The sequence below is a fragment of the Mesorhizobium sp. LjRoot246 genome, from assembly GCF_964254115.1.
GTDB lineage: Bacteria > Pseudomonadota > Alphaproteobacteria > Rhizobiales > Rhizobiaceae > Mesorhizobium.
In genome coordinates this window covers 4426604-4444129 of record NZ_CAXUSN020000001.1, presented here as the reverse complement: position 1 = coordinate 4444129, position 17526 = coordinate 4426604, and the positions used below count along the sequence as shown (strand labels likewise).

The following is a 17526-nucleotide window of genomic DNA, read 5'->3' as shown; positions in this document are numbered from 1 at the left end:
AAGTCTTTGTCGTTAGCCTAGTGCCGTTGCGCACCGAGATCAATATCGAGCGAAGCCTTTGGACGACATGCCTACGCCATCGCCTTCTGCAGGTTCTCGTCGATCTTGTCGAGGAAACCGGTGGTCGACAGCCAGGGCTGGTCGGGGCCGATCAGCAGCGACAGGTCCTTGGTCATGAAACCGGACTCGACGGTCTGGATGCAGACCTTTTCCAGCGTCTCGGCAAAGCGCTTCAACTCGGCATTGTCGTCGAGCTTGGCACGGTGCGCCAGGCCACGCGTCCAGGCGAAGATCGAGGCGATCGAATTGGTCGAGGTCTCCTCGCCCTTCTGGTGCTGGCGATAATGGCGGGTAACGGTGCCGTGCGCGGCCTCGGCTTCCACCGTCTTGCCGTCCGGCGTCATCAGCACCGAGGTCATCAGGCCGAGCGAGCCAAAGCCTTGCGCCACCGTGTCGGACTGCACGTCGCCGTCATAGTTCTTGCAGGCCCAGACATAGCCGCCCGACCATTTCAGGCTGGAGGCCACCATGTCGTCGATCAGGCGGTGCTCGTACCACAGCTTCTTCGACTTGAACTCGGCTTCGAACTCGGCCTCGTAGACTTCCTGGAAGATATCCTTGAAGCGGCCGTCATAGGCCTTGAGGATGGTGTTCTTGGTCGACAGATAGACCGGATAATTGCGTAGCAGGCCGTAGTTCAGCGAGGCGCGGGCGAACTCGCGGATCGAGTCGTCCAGATTGTACATGGCCATGGCGACACCGGCGCCCGGCGCGTCGTACACATCATGCTCGATCACCTTGCCGTCCTCGCCGACGAACTTGATCGTCAGCTTGCCCTTGCCGGGAAAGCGGAAATCGGTGGCGCGGTACTGGTCGCCGAAGGCGTGACGGCCGACGATGATCGGCTTGGTCCAGCCGGGCACCAGGCGCGGCACGTTCTTCATGATGATCGGCTCGCGGAAGATGGTGCCGCCGAGGATGTTGCGGATGGTGCCGTTCGGCGACTTCCACATCTTCTTCAGCTTGAATTCCTCGACGCGCTGCTCGTCGGGTGTGATCGTCGCGCATTTCACGCCGACGCCGTATTTCTTGATGGCGTTGGCCGAATCGATGGTCACCTGGTCGTTGGTGGCGTCGCGATGCTCGATGCCGAGGTCGTAATATTCGAGTTTCAGGTCGAGATAAGGGTGGATCAGCTTGTCCTTGATGAACTGCCAGATGATGCGGGTCATCTCGTCGCCGTCGAGTTCGACGACCGGGTTCGCCACCTTGATCTTCGCCATGGAAAGAATGCCTCGTTCGAAAGTTGATTGATTGCGGGCCGGCCCCGCCAGGATAGGACCTCGCCTATAGCAAAGCGATCCGGGCGGTGCAAACTGGGGCAAGGCAGCCGCAAGCTTTCTGCTGGAGCAACCGTGAATAAAAGAGGCGATGCCCCGCACCACGCAGGTCATCGCCTCTTTTTTCGAGCACCGTTCTCGCCAAATTGACGAAAATGGCCGCGCTGGCCGGATCGAGTTGGAGCGCGGCGGCCGCCAGCTATTTCAGTGGAATGGTGGGTGGGTTCGGGCCATCGGAGGTGTTGCCGTTGATCTGATTGTTGCCATAGGACGAGATCACGCCGCCATTGAGGATAGCGGTGCCAAGGCCATTGCCGGAGATCGTCGATCTGCCGATACGGATGGTCGCATTCGCTCCGTCCACACGCAGGCCACCGGCCACGCCGTTATTGGCCACCGCGACACTGTCGACCATGATGTTGATGGCTGGCCCGCCGACCGGATTGAATATGCTGATGCCGGCGTTGGTATTGCCCGAAGCACTGCTGTTCACAATTGTCGTGTTTGATCCGCCTGTATTGCTCGTGCCGTCAGCCTTCAACCCGGCAAGGTTGTTGTTCTCGATCGTGCTGCTATCGATCATGACCTTCGCGATACCGGCGCCAGTCGGCTGAACACGAATGCCGTCATTGTTGCGGATGATGGTCGAGTTGTTGACATAAAGTTCGGCCGTGCCTGACGGCGAGAACAAGATACCGGCACCGTTTGGTGTGGCACCAACACTGTCATGAATGAAACATTCCTCGACATGCAAGGCGGCGCCGGCAAGAAACCGAACTCCATTTAGACCGGGCGAGGTCGGCGGTGCACCGTTGATATCGAGACCGCGAAGAACGACGACATCGGTCGCTGCGGCGTTGATGATCACGCCATTCGTCGACGAATGCAACACGCCCGCCTCGACCTCCGGGCAAGAGATGGTCATTGACTTGGTGATCGTCACCGCGCCGTAGGCACCCGAGTCGATGCAGTTGATTTCACCGCCGGCGGCGGTTTTCGAGATGGCGCCGGCGAAGGTCTTGCAAGGCGCCGTGCGGCTGCATGGATTAGCGTCGTCACCAAGACCGGAAACCCACGTCCGTGTCGCCTGCGCGGACGCTGGCGCGATCAGGAAAACTGATGCCAGAAGCAACACAGCGAGTGAAAGGAAGAATCGTATGACGTTCATTTGCCCCTCCAGAGGTTTTGGCCAACGCCCTCGTCGGCCATCGAAACCCGTTTCGAAATACTTGGGGCATGAAAAAATTACAGGAGCGTGCAAGGCACACTCCGTATTCCAAAGACCATCCATCGATTGCACGTCAACCCCAAGCGGCCCGGATATTACCGCTTTCTAATGTGCTTTTCCAGTCACGCGACGCGTCAAAGTGAGGAAATGTGCATTCGGATCGTAGATGATTTCCGTGAGAGGAAAATATCGCGAAATGCCGACAGTTGGCACCGACCGGGATATTGTCGGCGCTTGGCGCGCCATGACCGGGCCATCAGGTGTAATAGGCATGGTATCTTGAGAGCACGAATGCGATACCGTATTCCATCAACATTCGGCTCATCTGCTTTGTTCACTTGTCCCCGTATCGGAACCTTCGCGCAAACCGGGGAGGGCGAAGTAAAGCGGCCGACTTCAAAAAGCTGGATCGATATGGCAGGACGTGCGCACCAAAGGCACCACTCCAGGGTCATGCGTTCGACCTGCGTTGAGCCGCAGCCCTTCCGGCCTGACCTGGAGGCATGTAAACTAGCGCTCGCATCCCGACCGCTTCGACTGCTTGCTTCGCGCGGCATGCCGCGCGAAGCATTTTCGTATCGTCCCGTCGGCTATTTCAGTGGAATGGTGGGTGGGTTCGGACCATCGGAGGTGTTGCCGTTGATCTGGTTGTTGCCATAGGACGAAATCACACCACCATTGAGGATAGCGGTGCCAAGGCCATTGCCGGAGATCGTCGATCTGCCGATGCGCAGGGTCGCATTCGCTCCGTCCACACGCAGGCCACCGGCCGCGCCGTTATTGGCCACGGCGACACTGTCGACCATGATATTGATGGCTGGCCCGCCGGCCGGATTGAATATGCTGATACCGGCGTTGGCATTGCCCGAAGCACTGCTGTTCACAATTGTCGTGTTGGATCCGCCAGTATTGCTCGTGCCATCAGCCTTCAACCCGGCAAGGTTGTTGTTCTCGATCACTGAGTTCTCGATGATGACCTTGGCAATTCCAGCGCCGGTCGGCTGAACACGAATACCGTCATTGTTGCCGTTGATGGTCGAGTTATGGACATAAAGCTCGGCCGTGCCGGACGGCGAGAACAGGATGCCGGCGCCGTTCGGTGCAGCGCCGGTGTTGCCGCGAATGACGCAATCCTCAACATGCAAGGCGGCGCCGGCAAGAAACCTGATACCATTGAGACCGGGCGTGGCCGACGCACTGTCGATGTCAAGACCGCGAAGAACGACGATGTCGGTAGCCAACGCATTGACGATCACGCCATTCGTCGATGAATTCGACACGCCTGCCTCGACGTCCTCGCAAGCAATGGTGATTGCCTTGGTGATCGTCACCGCACCGAAACCACCTGGATCGATACAGTTGATTTCACCGCCGGCGGCGGTTTTCGAGATGGCGCCGGCGAAGGTCTTGCAAGGCGCCGTGCGGCTGCATGGATTGACATCGTCGCCAACGCCGGAAACCCATGTTCGTGGTGCTTGCGCGGAAGCTGGCGCGATCAGGAAGACTGACGCCAGAAGCAACGCAGCGAGTGAAAGGAAAAATCGTACGACGTTCATTTGCCCCTCCTAAGGTTTTGGCCAACGCCCTCGTTGGCCGTTGAAATTCATGTCGAAATGCTTGGGGCATGAGTAGATGACAGGAGCGTGCAAGACGCCCCCCATCTTCCGAAGACCAACCGTCGATATACATCGGACCCAAGCGGGCCGGATATTATATATTTCTAATTTATTTTCCAGTGACGGGATGCGTCATAGTAAATAAATAGCATTCGGAGCGCAGATGATTTTTGCCATGCGAAAATATCGATGATAGCAACAGCGAGTACGAGGCGGCGCATATGTCAGAGATTTGGGGATGCACTGTGGCGCGGTAGCGCGATCGCCCGCTCATTGACGTAATCCTAGGTCTGCTGCGTAAACCAAGGGAGCGGCAGGGGCATATAAGGTTATTTCTCGGTTTGCCGGCCAACCACCCTTCAAAAAGCCGTATCGATATGGCAGGACGCTGCGACTTCGTAGTGCAATCATCTGGAGCACATGGCAGGAACGGACTTTCAGCGCGGCCTCATGACCGCCGGCCCGGCGATCATTCTCGTCGAGCCGCAGCTCGGCGAGAACATCGGCATGGTCGCTCGTGCCATGGCCAATTTCGGCCTGTCGGAGCTGCGCCTGGTCAACCCGCGTGACGGTTGGCCGAGCGAGAAGGCACGCGCGGCGGCCAGCCGCGCCGATCATGTCATCGACGCCGTCACCGTGTTCGATGATCTGGCCTCGGCGCTCGCCGACTTGAATTTCGTCTTCGCAACCACGGCCAGGCAGCGCGATGGCTTCAAATCCGTGCGCGGGCCGGTGGAGGCGGGCAGGATGCTTCGGACCCATCATGCAATGGGACAACGCACCGGCATCCTGTTCGGCCGCGAGCGTTTCGGCCTCTACAATGACGAGGTCGGCCTTGCCGACGAGATCGTCACCTTTCCGGTCGATCCCGATTTTTCCTCGCTCAACATCGCCCAGGCCGCGCTGCTGATGTCCTACGAGTGGATGAAGTCCGGCCTCGAGGATGAGACCAAGACCAATTTTTCCGGCCCGGACATGAAGCCTGCAAGCAAGGAAGAGCTGCACGGCCTGTTCGCCTACCTCGAAGGCGCCTTGGAAGCGCGCGGCTATTTCCGGCCGGCGCCGAAGAAGCCGAAGATGGTCGACAATCTGCGCGCGGTGCTGACGCGTGCCGGCTTTGCCGAACCGGAGCTCAAGGTGCTGCGCGGCATCATCTCGTCTCTCGACAGGTTCTCGCCGGCGATGCCGCGCGGCGATGGTTCTCCTGGCGACGACCCACGGCGCTTGCCCGCGGCCGCCGCGCGTGCCCGCAAGGCGGAAATGGCTCGCCACCCGCCCGACGCCAACGGCGACGACAATGACACGCCACCGCTGGGCGGCAAGGGAACCGACAATGACTGAGCGGCCGATCCTGATGTTCGATTCCGGCATCGGCGGGCTGACAGTGCTGCGCGAGGCGCGCGTGCTGATGCCCGACCGCCGCTTCGTCTATGTCGCCGATGATGCCGCCTTCCCCTATGGCGCCTGGGAGGAGCCGGCCCTCAACGCCCATATCCTTGGCCTGTTCGGCGCGCTGCTGGAAAAATTCCGGCCCGAGATTTCGGTCATCCCCTGCAACACCGCGTCGACGCTGGTGATCGACGCGCTGCGTGAGAAATTCCCCGGCCATCCCTTTGTTGGCACGGTGCCGGCGATCAAGCCGGCGGCGGAACGCACGCGCTCCGGGCTCGTCTCGGTGCTGGCGACGCCCGGCACGGTCAAGCGTCAATATACGCGCGACCTGATCAGCAAATGGGCGCAGAAATGCCACGTGCGGCTTGTCGGTTCGGACCGGCTGGCGCCGCTGGCCGAAATCTATATGCGCGAAGGGTTCGTCGACGAGGAGATCGTGCGCGAGGAGATCGCGCCATGTTTTGTCGAGAAGGACGGCGCCCGCACCGATATTGTCGTGCTCGGCTGCACGCATTATCCGTTCCTAGCCAATCGCATGCGCAAGACCGCACCCTGGCCGGTCGACTGGATCGACCCGGCCGAAGCGATCGCCCGCCGCGCCATGTCGCTGCTTGCGCCTGTCGACGGGCCATTGCCGGTGGGCGAGCCCGACATCGCCGTCTTCACCTCCGGCAAGGTGGACTTCGCCACCAGTCGGCTCATGCAGGGCTTTGGCCTGACGGTCGCTTGATTTCAGGAACATTGGCTGGTTCGCCGCGTTTCTTCCCCAGGCAATGAAGGGAGAAACGACCATGCCAGCCACCTCGAAAGCCCAGCAGAAAGCCGCGGGCGCCGCCTTGTCGGCCAAGCGCGGCGAGACGAAGAAGAGTGAACTCCAGGGCGCTTCCAAGGGAATGTACGAATCAATGAGCGAAAAGCAGCTCGAGGAATTCGCCGAGACGAAGCGTAAGGGGCTGCCGGAAAAGAAATCGAAACATTAGCCCTCGGCCTTCCATGCTCACGAGAGAAATCAAAAAAGCCCGCGGCCAAAACCGCGGGCTTTGAGATGATGTGGCCGCCTGAGGCCGAACCGGAACTTACCAGCGCCCCCGGCAGTGCCGCACTTTGTAACGAACGACGTGTCTGTGGCCGTGCCGCCAAACCACCCTTTTCTTCACCACGATGCGGCAAACCTGATGGTGCCGGTGGCCTTGCCAATGTCTGGCCTCTGCCGGCTCTGGTGCAACGGCCATCGACCCGGCCAGTACCGCCGCACCTGCCAACGTAAGGAAGAATTTCTTCATGTTAGTCACGCTCCTCCAGCTCCAGTCACGTCCTGGTGCCGTTGGCGCACAACCCCCGCCACATCCGGCATCGCATCGACATCGGGGACGGTATACAGTTGCTTTCCGCCGCGCCATGCAAAAGCTTGACACCGGTTAAATCTCGGTTTAACCAGCCGCCACCACCGGGCAGCGATGTCCGGTGTTTGTTTTGTATGTGCAAGATCAGGTATTCTAATCGTTTCTGATCTTGTTTGAACTGACGTGTCCCGTGGGTTTTCCGCCGCGTTGCGTGGGAAGACCCTGTCAGGTCTCGAAAACGGAGGCCAGAGGAGGGCGCGTTTCCTTCGCCCGGACCATGAGGTTCCGGGTGTGTTTGTTTTGAAAAGGGAATGCGATGAGCAAGCGCGAATCCGCGAAGTACAAGATCGACCGCCGTCTCGGCGAAAACATCTGGGGCCGCCCGAAGTCCCCGGTCAACAAGCGTGAATACGGCCCCGGCCAGCATGGTCAGCGCCGTAAGGGCAAGCTTTCCGATTTCGGCCTGCAGCTGCGCGCCAAGCAGAAGCTGAAGGGCCATTATGGCGACGTTTCTGAAAAGCAGTTCCGCAAGGTCTATGAAGAGGCCGATCGTCGCAAGGGCGACACCTCGGAGAACCTGATCGGCCTGCTCGAGTCGCGTCTCGACGCGGTGGTCTATCGCGCCAAGTTCGTGCCGACCATTTTCGCCGCCCGTCAGTTCGTCAACCACGGCCACGTCAACGTCAACGGCAAGCGCGTCAACATCGGCTCGTACCGCTGCAAGCCGGGCGATGTCGTCGAAGTGCGCGAAAAGTCGAAGCAGCTGGTCATCGTTCTGGAAGCGGTCGGCCTCGCCGAGCGCGACGTGCCGGATTACATCGAAGCCGATCACAACAAGATGGTCGCGACCTTCTCGCGCATCCCCGGCCTGGCGGACGTCCCGTTCGCCGTGCAGATGGAACCGAACCTCGTCGTCGAATTCTATTCGCGCTAAACGAGCGCGTTCTGCGATACCAAGCAAAGGCCGCCCGTCGAGGCGGCCTTTTCTTTGTCGGTCATGTCCGCTAATCCGGCGTTCTGGGCCACTGAAAGCGACATGCCATGAACATGCTGCCAGACATTGAACCGATCGCCGACAGCGAAGGCGGCTTTCATCCGCTGTTTGCCGATGTGCCGTCCTCGGTCGAGTTCAACAAATTGCGCAAGCGGCTGCTGCGGCTGACCCGGCAGGCGATCGAGGATTTCTCGATGGTGAAGCCCGGCCAGCGCTGGCTCGTAGCGCTCTCGGGCGGCAAGGATTCCTACGGTTTGCTCGCGGTGCTGCTCGACCTCAAATGGCGCGGGCTGCTGCCGGTCGATCTTCTGGCCTGCAATCTCGACCAGGGCCAGCCGAATTTCCCCAAGCACATCCTGCCCGACTATCTCGACAGCCATGGCATTGCGCACCGGATCGAATATCAGGACACCTATTCCGTCGTCACCGACAAGCTGCCTGCGGGCAGCACCTATTGCTCGCTCTGTTCGCGGCTCAGGCGCGGCCATCTCTACCGCATCGCGCGCGAGGAAGGGTGTTCGGCGCTGGTGCTCGGCCACCATCGCGAGGACATTCTCGAGACCTTCTTCATGAACCTCTTCCATGGCGGCCGTCTCGCCGCCATGCCGCCAAAACTGCTCAATGACGAGGGCGACGTCATGGTGCTGCGGCCGTTGAGCTACTGCGCCGAGGTCGATCTGGAGAAATTCGCTGCCGCCATGCAGTTCCCGATCATTCCCTGCGATCTCTGCGGCAGCCAGGAAGGTCTTCAGCGCAACGCCATGAAGGCGATGCTCGAGGACCTGGAAAAACGCATGCCCGGCCGCAAGGACACGATGCTGCGCGCGCTGTCGAACAGCAGGCCATCGCATCTGCTCGACAGAACGCTGTTCGATTTCGCCGCGCTCAATGAAACCCTCACCGCCAGGTAAGACGTTCCCGATGACATTTGACGACACCGCGATCGACTGGCTGGCCGGCATTCTGGCCGAGGCGGCGCTGACCGAGATCATGCGGCGTTTTCGCCGGCTTGGTGAGGGCGATATCAGGCAGAAGACCTCGGCCACCGACCTGGTGACGGAAGCCGACGTCAATGCCGAGCGGCTCATCACTGCCAGGCTGCGCGAGCGCTACCCCTCGGCGATGGTCGTTGGCGAGGAGGCCTGTTCCGACAATCCGGCACTGCTTGACGGTCTGGGCGATGCCGATCTGGCGTTCGTCATCGACCCGGTTGACGGAACCTTCAACTTCGCTTCCGGTGTGCCGCTGTTCGGCGTCATGCTGGCGGTTGTGGTCAAGGGCGAGACCGTCGCCGGCATCATCCACGATCCCGTCGGCAAGGACTGGCTGATCGGCGCCAGGGGCGCCGGCAGCCATATCCGGCATGCGCATGGCAGTTTCGAGAAGGTGCATGTCGCGGCATCCGCGCCTATCTCGGAAATGACCGGCTCGGTCTCCTGGCAATATATGTCCGAACCGGAGCGGTCGCGGCTGGCGCGCAACCAGACGAAGATCCTGTCGCAATTCGCCTATCGCTGTGCGGCGCATGAATATCGCCTGCTGGCGAGCGGCCATGCCCATTTCGTCGTCTACAACAAGCTGATGCCGTGGGACCATCTGGCCGGTGTGCTCATCCACGCCGAGGCCGGAGGCCATGCCGCGCGCTTCGACGGCAGCGCCTATCTGCCCTCGCATCTCGGCGGCGGCCTGCTTGTCGCGCCCGATCGGGAGAGCTGGCACGAATTGCGCCGCGAGCTCTGGGCGCAATAGGATCAATTCCTGCGGTTAGCGGAAAGAGCTGTATATAATCTCGCGCAAATCGGGAGGCTCTCGAATGAAACCTCGGTTCGCAATCGTCGCGGCGGCTCTTGCCGCCGCCCTGTTTGCCGGCTCCCAGGAAGCGAGATCGCAAGTGCGCAGCTGTCGCAGTCCCGATCCCGTCGACACGATAAAGGAGATGTCGGACGCTATCTATGCTTGCTGGAAGCCGCCACCCGGCACCGCCGGCATGTCGCTGACGCTGCGGTTCTCGCTTCGCCGCGACGGCACGCTGATTGGCAAGCCTCGCGCCACCTATTCCGATCTGGGAACCGATGCCCAGTTCAGCCGGGCCTTCGTGGCTTCCATCCTCAGGGCACTCGATGAGGCTCTGCCTTTGCCCTTTTCGGACAGCATGGGTGAAGCGATCGCCGGGCGTATGCTTGCCCCTCGCTTCACGGCGGCCCTTGAGGGTGCGTCCTGATGCATGTCGCCCAAAAGTGGCCCCGGTTTGGACAACGACGTGCGTAGAAACAACAATTTAATGCAAGTCGGTGATGTGCCCTAGAACGGGTGGGTTTTGCGGCTGGAACATCTTGCCGCGCTCGGCGATGAAGATCATCAGCAACGCCGCGACCGAGACGCTGCAGAAGCCGGCGGCCAGCGGCGTCACCGTGCCATTGAAGGCCTGGCCGATCAGCGTGCCGAGAATGCCGCCAAGAAAGGTCTGCATGAACCCCAGAATGGACGACGCCGTGCCGGCCAGTTGGCCGAGCGGCTCCATGGCCAGCGCGTTGAAGTTCGCGCCGAGCGCACCGAATGGAAGCATGGCGCAGGCAAAGAAGGTGATGAACAGCCAGAGCGGCATCTTCATTTCCAGCGAAACGACCAGCCAGGCAAGGCTGATGACCAGAAACAACAGCAGCGCGCTCTGCGACAGGCGGCGCATGCCGATACGGCCGACGAGGCGCGAGTTCAGAAAATTGGAGAAGGCAAGTACGCCCGCAACCCCGGCGAAGATGACCGGGAACATCTCGCCGACATTGAATATGTCGACATAGATCTGCTGCGCCGAGGCGATGAAGCCGAACATGGCACCGAAAATGAAGGTGCTGGCGAAGGCATAGCAGATCGCAATGCGGTTGGTGAGTACGATGCGAAACCCGCCGAGGATGGAGTTGACGGTCAGCGGCCGACGATATTCGGGATGCAATGTTTCAGGCAGGCGTAGCAGCGACCAGGCCGAGACGATGAGCGCACCGGCGGCCATGGTGACGAAGATCCAGTGCCAGGTCGCAAACAGCATGATGAACTGGCCGATGCCGGGAGCAATGACCGGTATCGCCATGAACACCATGAAGATCAGCGACATCACCTCGGCCATGCGCCGGCCGTCGAACGTATCGCGCACGATCGAGACGGCGATGACACGGGTCGCGGCCGCACCGATGCCTTGCACGGCGCGGCAAAGCAGAAGCGTTTCAAAGCTTGGCGCAATGGCGGCGGCCGCAGCCGCGGCGACATAGATCACCAGCCCGGCGACCAGCGGTGCGCGACGGCCGAAGCGATCCGAGATCGGCCCGAAGAACAGCTGGCCGCCGCCGAAGCCCAGAATGTAGGCCGTTATGACGTACTGCCGGTGGTTTTCATTTTCGACGCCGAGCGAGGCGCCGATCTGCTGCAGCGCCGGCAGCATGATGTCGATGGCCAGCGAATTCAGCGCCATGAGTGCTGCGCACAGCGCGATGAACTCCCAGCGTGGAATGGGCAGTTTGCTTGCCGATTGCGGCGCTGGTTTTGGCTGGTCCACGGCAAGTCCGATCTTTCAAACGAAAATGCGCCGGCGGGCCGGCGCATTGGCTCGTCTTGGCCCTGGGTTCAGGACGTAAAAATTGTCGAGGTGGGCCGGCCCGATGCCCTGGCGCATGAGTCCGAAAATCAACCTTCGGATAGCAACATGCACAAAACAGAAATCAGGCGGCGCCTTTGACGCTGACGCCCTTTTCGACGAGGAATGTCTGGAGTTCGCCTGCCTGGAACATCTCGCGGACGATATCGCAGCCGCCGACGAATTCGCCCTTGACGTAGAGCTGCGGGATCGTCGGCCAGTTGGAATATTCCTTGATGCCCTGGCGCAGTTCGGCCGAGTCCAGAACATTCACGCCTTTGTAGTCGGCGCCGATATAGTCGAGGATCTGGACGACCTGGCCGGAAAATCCGCATTGCGGGAAACCGGGCGTGCCCTTCATGAAAAGGACGACGTCGTTGCCCTTCACTTCATTGTCGATGTAGTCGTTGATGCCGCTCATGGAATATCCTTTCCCGCCTGTGGGAGCCAGGCTCGAAACATATCCTTCAAATAAACCCAACGATTGCTCGAAACAAGACGTTAGCCGTGCCGCGGCCGAAATGGCGCAAAGGATGGGCCGTGTTGGGCCAAGCGGTTCCAGGGACCTAACATTTGCGGGCACGTACGCAGATGAATGCCGGCGCCAGGCTCAGTTCGCCAAAATGCCGGGGATCGACGGTTTCCATTTCCGGCAAGGGAAGTGGCTCGACAAAACGGTCGAGCGTCCAGCCGGTCTCGACAAGACCGTTGAGAATGTCGCCGAGCGGCCTGCGATAGGATTCGGCATAGGGATTGGGTTCCCCGAAGCCACCCCAGTGCATGCCCCAGCGATTGGTCTCAAAATAGGTTTTCTCGCCCCTGCTGCGGGTATCCGCCCAGTCGCGCATCGGATGACCCATTGAAAAGACCAGCCAGCCGCCCGGCCGGGCGACGCGACAAAATTCCGAGAATACCGGCTTGAGAGTCTCGACATAGTCGAGTGCCAGCGAACAAAGCACACCATCGACACTGTTATCGGCGAGCCAGTCCAGAGGCTTCGTCATGTCGGCTTCGCGGACATCGACATCGAGCCCGGCGCATCGTTGACGGGCGATTGCCGTCATCTCCGGCGTGACGTCGAAGGTCCTGACGCGCGCACCGGCACGTGCCAGCTTTTCCGAGCAGATGCCCGAGCCGCAGCCGGCGTCGAGAATGTCGAGCCCAGCGACGTCGCCGACAAGCGCCATCGACGCCGGACGTTCGTAGAGGGCATTGTGCGGCTTGCTCGGAGCAAACGCGTCATAGCGGTCTGCAAACGATGCATAGGCCTGCCTGGCGATCGGCGTGTCGCTGCTGCTTGTCATCAAGCCGTCTCTGCGCTGGTGGAAAAGCCTTAATCGGGAACGCTGGTCTGCAAGGCGAGTGCGTGCAACACGCCGCCCATATTGCCCTTCAGCGCGTCATAGACCATCTGGTGTTGCTGGACGCGGCTCTTGCCGCGGAAGCTCTCGGCCACCACCTCGGCCGCATAATGGTCACCGTCACCAGCGAGATCGCGAATCGTCACCTTGGCGTCCGGAATGCCGTCCTTGATCAGTTTTTCGATGTCGTGGGCGTCCATTGCCATGGCAAAATCCTGTGTCGAGCGGCCGGTGTCAGGCCATAAGATGAGAGTCGGGCGAGCCTAAAGCCTTTCCGGTCCGGATTGAAGCCGTCCCATCCCGTTAACGGCAAGACGGTCCGACGGTTTCAGAGAAAGGCTAGGCCGGTGGGCTTGCGTCATCCTCGGCAACGTCCTCGCGTGTCGAGAAAGCGCGGCCAAGGCTGAAGGCCAGCACATAGAGCGGAACGTTGAGCACGAGGCTGACAATGGGGAGATAGCTCGTCATTTGCCAAAGCGGCGAGAAGAACGGTTGGCCATAGCCGTCGCAGACAAGCGACGAACCGTATTCCCACAGCGCCCCTATCACGACCGCGCAGGCAAAAAGCTTGATGCAGGTGACGATATGCCTTGCCCGTGCCGGATCCGGCGCTAGGCGGCCCCAAAGCACCAGGCAGATGATCGGGACCGCATAGATGAGGTTCTGCAGCGCCAGCATCGGGATGGCGCCGTTGGCCGCGGCAAGAAACTGCGCGCGTGTTTCCAACCGGGCGCAAACCTCGCTCGAGGTCGTCGACAGCAGGAAAAAGACGAACGGCCCGAGGAACCAGAAGAAGAACAGCGACGGCCAGAAGACGACTGCAAGCAGCGCCCGGGCAGCCAGTTTCGTCAACCGGGCTGATCCATGAAGCGGGGGAACCAGCCTTCGTGAGCCCCGGTCAATTCGCTGACCGGAATTGCCCTTGCGTCGCCAAGCTTCAGCGCGCTGCCGCCGGTCGAACCGATCCACGGCGCGAAGATGCCGAGTTCGCTCTGCTGTTTGCGAATGGCGTCCCATTCATCACCATGCGGATCGATCGACAGCGTCAGGAGATAGCGGCCCTGGTCCTCGCCGAACCAGACCGGGATCGGATCGGTGCCGGCAAGCCCGGGAACGGTAGCGCCGATGCCGGACGTCATCGCCATCTCGGCAAGTGCAACGGCAATGCCACCATCGGAAACGTCGTGCGCCGCCGTGACGATGCCGGAGGCGATGAGCGCGCGCACATGGTCGCCGACGCGCTTTTCGTGATCGAGGTCGACCGGCGGCGGCGGGCCATCCGTGCGGCCGTGTATGTCCCTGAGATAGACCGACTGCCCGAGATGCGTTCCCCAGGACGCGGGCGCGCCGACCAGCAGGATCATCTGGCCTTGCGCCGCAAAGCCAGTCCGCACCATCTTCGACCAGTCGGCGATCAGGCCGACGCCGCCGATGGTCGGTGTGGGCAGGATGCCCTGGCCGTTGGTTTCGTTGTAGAGCGAGACGTTGCCGGAGACGATCGGGAATCCGAGCGCGCGGCAGGCGTCGCCGATGCCCTTCACCGCGCCGACCAACTGTCCCATGATCTCGGGCCGTTCCGGGTTGCCGAAATTGAGGTTGTCGGTGGCGGCCAGGGGCAGAGCGCCGGTGGCGGTCAAATTGCGCCAGCACTCGGCCACCGCCTGCTTGCCACCCTCATAGGGGTCGGCCTCGCAATAACGCGGCGTCACATCGGAGGAGAAGGCGAGCGCCTTGGTGGGATGGCCCTCAACGCGCACCACGCCGGCATCGCCGCCGGGAAGCTGCAGCGAATTGCCCTGGATCAGCGTATCGTATTGTTCCCAGACCCAACGGCGCGAGGACAGGTCGGGACCGCCGAGCAACTTCAACAGCGCATCGGCCACATCGGCCTGCGGAACATCATCGGCGGCCAGCGGCGCCGGTTTCTTGGGTTCGACCCAGGGCCGGTCATACTCCGGAGCCTTGTCGCCGAGATCCTTGATCGGCAGATCGGCGACCTGATCCCCTTGATGCAGAACGCGGAACCGCAGATCGTCGGTGGTCTTGCCGACGATGGCGAAGTCGAGCCCCCATTTGTGGAAGATCGCCTCGGCTTCCTTTTCCTTTTCCGGGCGCAGCACCATCAGCATGCGCTCCTGGCTTTCCGAAAGCATCATTTCGTAGGCGCTCATGCGCTCTTCGCGCACCGGCACCTTGTCGAGATCGAGCTCGATGCCGAGATCGCCCTTGGCGCCCATTTCGACCGCCGAGCAGGTGAGGCCGGCCGCCCCCATGTCCTGGATGGCGATGACGGCGCCCGAGGCCATCAGTTCGAGGCTGGCTTCCAGCAGGCACTTTTCGGTGAAGGGATCGCCGACCTGTACGGTCGGGCGTTTTTCGTCGATCTTGTCGTCGAATTCAGCGGACGCCATGGTGGCGCCACCGACGCCGTCGCGGCCGGTCTTGGCGCCGAGATAGACGACCGGCAGGCCGACGCCCTTGGCTTCCGACAGGAAGATCGCGTCGGTCTTGGCAAGACCCGCTGCAAAGGCGTTGACCAGGATGTTGCCGTTGTAGCGGGCATCGAAATTGACCTCGCCGCCGACCGTCGGCACGCCGAAGGCGTTGCCATAGCCGCCGACGCCGGAAACCACGCCGGAGACGAGGTGCCTGGTCTTGGGATGATCGGGCGCACCAAAGCGCAGCGCATTCATGGCCGCGATCGGCCGCGCGCCCATGGTGAAGACGTCGCGCAAGATGCCGCCGACGCCGGTCGCTGCTCCCTGATAGGGCTCGATGTAGGATGGGTGGTTGTGGCTCTCCATCTTGAAGACGACGCAGTCGCCGTCGCCAATGTCGACCACGCCGGCATTCTCGCCCGGTCCCTGGATGACCTGCGGGCCGGTGGTCGGCAGCGTGCGCAACCACTTCTTCGAGGATTTGTAGGAGCAGTGCTCATTCCACATGGCCGAGAAGATGCCAAGTTCGGTAAAACTCGGCTCGCGCCCGACAAGGTCGAGAATGCGCTGATACTCGTCCGGCTTCAGCCCGTGTGAGGCGATGAGTTCGGGGGTGATCGGCACGGAATTGGAAATGGTCATGGGTGGCGATTTTTATCCGGGGCGCGTTGGGATTTTGAGTCCCGTCTTATCGCAAGCTTTGAGGCCGATACACCCATCGATTGACGAAAAACGACGGAAAACCGGACAAAGCCACGCAGTGTTAGGAGAAGCTGTCGTAGCCGGCCCGGCCTTCATCGAGAAGTCGCCGGATCACCGCGACGCCTTCGGCGATGTCCTTGCGCTGTCTCGGCTGCGAAACGCCGAAGCGGACGGCATGAAAAACCTGCTCGGAACGGCCGGCCTTGAACTCGTCCTCGTCGTCGATCAGCACGCCATGTTCGAGGCAGGCGTTCTTGAAGGTGCCGGAAAGCCAGGGGTCGGGCAGGGTCAGCCAGACAAAGGGCACCCGGTCATGTGACTTGAGCGCGAAGCCGGCCAAAGTCTCGCGCACGATGGCGATGCGGGCGCCGATCTCGGCGATGCTGCGTTTGCGTATCTCATCCGCCTGGCCAGACAGAACCAGCCTTGTGTTCACCTCCGCCAGCAGGAAAGGCATGCCGCCGGTCATCATCTTGTGGGCGACGCGAATGCGATGCCGATAGGCGGGCGGGCAGGAAAGCCAGCCGCCGCGCACACCGGCCGCGACCGACTTCGACAAGCCGCCGGCGACAATGGTCCGTTCAGGGGCATGTTCGGCCAGCAATGGCGTCGGATCATCGGTCAGATGACCATAGAGATCGTCCTCGATGAGGACGACGTTGTATTCGCGTGCGACACGCGCGATTGCTTCGCGGCGCGCCGTCGACAAGATGGCCAGCGTGGGATTCTGTGCCGTCGGCATCAGGAAGATCATCTTGGGATGCTTCTGCGCGCAGACGCGCTCGAAATCCTGGGGATCGATGCCTTCATCGTCCGATGCCACCAGCGCGGTGCGTCGGCCGATCAGGCCGGCGCTGCGGGAAATCTGCGAATAGGTGAGGTGCTCGAAGGCGACATAATCGCCGGGCGTGGTGAGCGCCGCGATCGCCGCCATCACCGCGGCATGGGTGCCGAGCGTGGGAACGATGGTGTCCGCATTCGGGCGAAACGAATTGCGCGACAGCCAGCGGGCGCCGGCTTCATACCAGCGGTCGGGGAATTCCCGCGTGTAGCTCGAAATCTCATGCGGATGGTCCTGCGCGGTGCGCGACAGGACGTCGGCGACAATATCGCCCTGACCGATATCAGGTGCCGCCGTGCTGTCGAAACGCAGCTTGCCGCGCGGCGCATCGATATGGCGAGTGCCTTCCGTGCTGACGTCCGGAGCCGGAAAATCCGGCTTCGCGCCGGCGCGCTGGCCGAGCACATAGGTTCCACGCCCGACTTCGCCGCTCACCAGCCCACGCTCACGCAGCAATTGATAGGCCCGGCCGACCGTGCCGACGGTGGTGCCGATGTCGTAGGAGAGGTCGCGTTGCGGCGGCAGTTTTGCTCCGGCATCGATCACGCCCCGATCGATGTCCGTTTCGATGGAATCCGCCAGGCGCTGATACAGCGGGCCGGAGCCGGCAGTGAGATCTGGAAGCCAATTTGTCATGGTGACAATT

General features: G+C 61.4%; 18 protein-coding genes. 8 read left to right on the top strand and 10 right to left on the bottom strand.

Annotated elements, in window-relative coordinates; all coding sequences use genetic code 11:
* Positions 1-71 precede the first annotated feature (71 nt).
* From ACSQ3L_RS21795 to ACSQ3L_RS21785, 3 genes are all read right to left on the bottom strand, one after another.
* Positions 72-1283, bottom strand: a complete 1212-nt coding sequence (locus ACSQ3L_RS21795) for an NADP-dependent isocitrate dehydrogenase (RefSeq protein WP_095085403.1) — start codon at positions 1281-1283, stop codon at positions 72-74.
* Between the two features lie 256 nt (positions 1284-1539).
* Entirely contained in the window at positions 1540-2508 is a 969-nt protein-coding gene (locus tag ACSQ3L_RS21790) for a right-handed parallel beta-helix repeat-containing protein (protein ID WP_436161784.1), read from the bottom strand.
* 650 nt (positions 2509-3158) lie between these two features.
* Entirely contained in the window at positions 3159-3824 is a 666-nt protein-coding gene (locus ACSQ3L_RS21785; RefSeq protein WP_436161783.1) for a right-handed parallel beta-helix repeat-containing protein, read from the bottom strand.
* Here ACSQ3L_RS21785 and ACSQ3L_RS21780 point away from each other — a divergent pair.
* The 8 genes from ACSQ3L_RS21780 to ACSQ3L_RS21745 all read left to right on the top strand — a co-directional run bounded on the left by ACSQ3L_RS21780 (position 3796) and on the right by ACSQ3L_RS21745 (position 10134).
* On the top strand, positions 3796-4137 hold the full coding sequence (locus tag ACSQ3L_RS21780; RefSeq protein WP_436161782.1) for a hypothetical protein: 342 nt from the start codon (positions 3796-3798) through the stop codon (positions 4135-4137). The genes ACSQ3L_RS21785 and ACSQ3L_RS21780 overlap by 29 nt on opposite strands.
* Positions 4138-4604: 467 nt before the next feature.
* Positions 4605-5525 (top strand): RNA methyltransferase, encoded by a 921-nt coding sequence (locus ACSQ3L_RS21775; protein ID WP_436161781.1) that lies wholly within the window; start codon positions 4605-4607, stop codon positions 5523-5525.
* The gene (murI, locus tag ACSQ3L_RS21770) at positions 5518-6306 is read left to right on the top strand and encodes a glutamate racemase (protein WP_436161780.1); all 789 of its coding nucleotides are present in this window, start codon (positions 5518-5520) and stop codon (positions 6304-6306) included. The genes ACSQ3L_RS21775 and murI overlap by 8 nt, the downstream gene beginning before the upstream one ends.
* Positions 6307-6367: 61 nt before the next feature.
* Complete coding sequence (locus ACSQ3L_RS21765) at positions 6368-6556, top strand: DUF3008 family protein (protein ID WP_292189293.1); 189 nt, start codon at positions 6368-6370, stop codon at positions 6554-6556.
* A 679-nt stretch (positions 6557-7235) separates the two neighbouring features.
* The gene (gene rpsD / locus ACSQ3L_RS21760) at positions 7236-7853 is read left to right on the top strand and encodes a 30S ribosomal protein S4 (protein ID WP_023759539.1); all 618 of its coding nucleotides are present in this window, start codon (positions 7236-7238) and stop codon (positions 7851-7853) included.
* Positions 7854-7960: 107 nt separating this feature from the next.
* A complete protein-coding gene (gene ttcA / locus ACSQ3L_RS21755; RefSeq protein WP_436161779.1) occupies positions 7961-8824 on the top strand; it encodes a tRNA 2-thiocytidine(32) synthetase TtcA in 864 nt (287 codons plus the stop codon).
* Positions 8825-8834: 10 nt separating this feature from the next.
* Complete coding sequence (locus ACSQ3L_RS21750; RefSeq protein ID WP_436161778.1) at positions 8835-9662, top strand: inositol monophosphatase family protein; 828 nt, start codon at positions 8835-8837, stop codon at positions 9660-9662.
* 64 nt (positions 9663-9726) lie between these two features.
* Entirely contained in the window at positions 9727-10134 is a 408-nt protein-coding gene (locus tag ACSQ3L_RS21745) for a hypothetical protein (protein WP_436161777.1), read from the top strand.
* Positions 10135-10191: 57 nt separating this feature from the next.
* On the opposite strand, the gene ACSQ3L_RS21740 is transcribed toward ACSQ3L_RS21745, so the two are convergent.
* The 7 genes from ACSQ3L_RS21740 to ACSQ3L_RS21710 form a co-directional block, all read right to left on the bottom strand.
* Entirely contained in the window at positions 10192-11460 is a 1269-nt protein-coding gene (locus ACSQ3L_RS21740; RefSeq protein ID WP_436161776.1) for a multidrug effflux MFS transporter, read from the bottom strand.
* Positions 11461-11623: 163 nt separating this feature from the next.
* Positions 11624-11959, bottom strand: a complete 336-nt coding sequence (gene grxD / locus ACSQ3L_RS21735; RefSeq protein ID WP_013532137.1) for a Grx4 family monothiol glutaredoxin — start codon at positions 11957-11959, stop codon at positions 11624-11626.
* A gap of 145 nt (positions 11960-12104) precedes the next feature.
* Positions 12105-12842 carry a class I SAM-dependent DNA methyltransferase gene (locus tag ACSQ3L_RS21730; protein ID WP_436161775.1) on the bottom strand — a complete coding sequence of 246 codons (738 nt, stop codon included), beginning with the start codon at positions 12840-12842 and terminating at the stop codon, positions 12105-12107.
* A 29-nt stretch (positions 12843-12871) separates the two neighbouring features.
* Positions 12872-13105 carry a BolA/IbaG family iron-sulfur metabolism protein gene (locus ACSQ3L_RS21725; RefSeq protein WP_010909092.1) on the bottom strand — a complete coding sequence of 78 codons (234 nt, stop codon included), beginning with the start codon at positions 13103-13105 and terminating at the stop codon, positions 12872-12874.
* A 133-nt stretch (positions 13106-13238) separates the two neighbouring features.
* Positions 13239-13751 carry a hypothetical protein gene (locus ACSQ3L_RS21720; RefSeq protein WP_436161774.1) on the bottom strand — a complete coding sequence of 171 codons (513 nt, stop codon included), beginning with the start codon at positions 13749-13751 and terminating at the stop codon, positions 13239-13241.
* Positions 13748-15979, bottom strand: a complete 2232-nt coding sequence (gene purL / locus ACSQ3L_RS21715; protein WP_436161773.1) for a phosphoribosylformylglycinamidine synthase subunit PurL — start codon at positions 15977-15979, stop codon at positions 13748-13750. The genes ACSQ3L_RS21720 and purL overlap by 4 nt, the downstream gene beginning before the upstream one ends.
* 121 nt (positions 15980-16100) lie before the next feature.
* Positions 16101-17516: a PLP-dependent aminotransferase family protein gene (locus ACSQ3L_RS21710; protein WP_436161772.1), complete on the bottom strand. Its 1416-nt coding sequence runs from the start codon at positions 17514-17516 to the stop codon at positions 16101-16103.
* Between the last annotated feature and the right edge of the window lie 10 nt (positions 17517-17526).

What these genes read in the sequence shown, in the direction of transcription:
- ACSQ3L_RS21795 (WP_095085403.1), bottom strand. Translation starts at nt 1,283, where the DNA reads ATGGCGAAGATCAAGGTGGCGAACCCGGTCGTCGAACTCGACGGCGAC.
- ACSQ3L_RS21790 (WP_436161784.1), bottom strand. Translation starts at nt 2,508, where the DNA reads ATGAACGTCATACGATTCTTCCTTTCACTCGCTGTGTTGCTTCTGGCA.
- ACSQ3L_RS21780 (WP_436161782.1), top strand. Translation starts at nt 3,796, where the DNA reads ATGTCGGTAGCCAACGCATTGACGATCACGCCATTCGTCGATGAATTC.
- ACSQ3L_RS21775 (WP_436161781.1), top strand. Translation starts at nt 4,605, where the DNA reads ATGGCAGGAACGGACTTTCAGCGCGGCCTCATGACCGCCGGCCCGGCG.
- murI (WP_436161780.1), top strand. Translation starts at nt 5,518, where the DNA reads ATGACTGAGCGGCCGATCCTGATGTTCGATTCCGGCATCGGCGGGCTG.
- ACSQ3L_RS21765 (WP_292189293.1), top strand. Translation starts at nt 6,368, where the DNA reads ATGCCAGCCACCTCGAAAGCCCAGCAGAAAGCCGCGGGCGCCGCCTTG.
- rpsD (WP_023759539.1), top strand. Translation starts at nt 7,236, where the DNA reads ATGAGCAAGCGCGAATCCGCGAAGTACAAGATCGACCGCCGTCTCGGC.
- ttcA (WP_436161779.1), top strand. Translation starts at nt 7,961, where the DNA reads ATGAACATGCTGCCAGACATTGAACCGATCGCCGACAGCGAAGGCGGC.
- ACSQ3L_RS21750 (WP_436161778.1), top strand. Translation starts at nt 8,835, where the DNA reads ATGACATTTGACGACACCGCGATCGACTGGCTGGCCGGCATTCTGGCC.
- ACSQ3L_RS21745 (WP_436161777.1), top strand. Translation starts at nt 9,727, where the DNA reads ATGAAACCTCGGTTCGCAATCGTCGCGGCGGCTCTTGCCGCCGCCCTG.
- grxD (WP_013532137.1), bottom strand. Translation starts at nt 11,959, where the DNA reads ATGAGCGGCATCAACGACTACATCGACAATGAAGTGAAGGGCAACGAC.
- ACSQ3L_RS21730 (WP_436161775.1), bottom strand. Translation starts at nt 12,842, where the DNA reads ATGACAAGCAGCAGCGACACGCCGATCGCCAGGCAGGCCTATGCATCG.
- ACSQ3L_RS21725 (WP_010909092.1), bottom strand. Translation starts at nt 13,105, where the DNA reads ATGGCAATGGACGCCCACGACATCGAAAAACTGATCAAGGACGGCATT.
- purL (WP_436161773.1), bottom strand. Translation starts at nt 15,979, where the DNA reads ATGACCATTTCCAATTCCGTGCCGATCACCCCCGAACTCATCGCCTCA.
- ACSQ3L_RS21710 (WP_436161772.1), bottom strand. Translation starts at nt 17,516, where the DNA reads ATGACAAATTGGCTTCCAGATCTCACTGCCGGCTCCGGCCCGCTGTAT.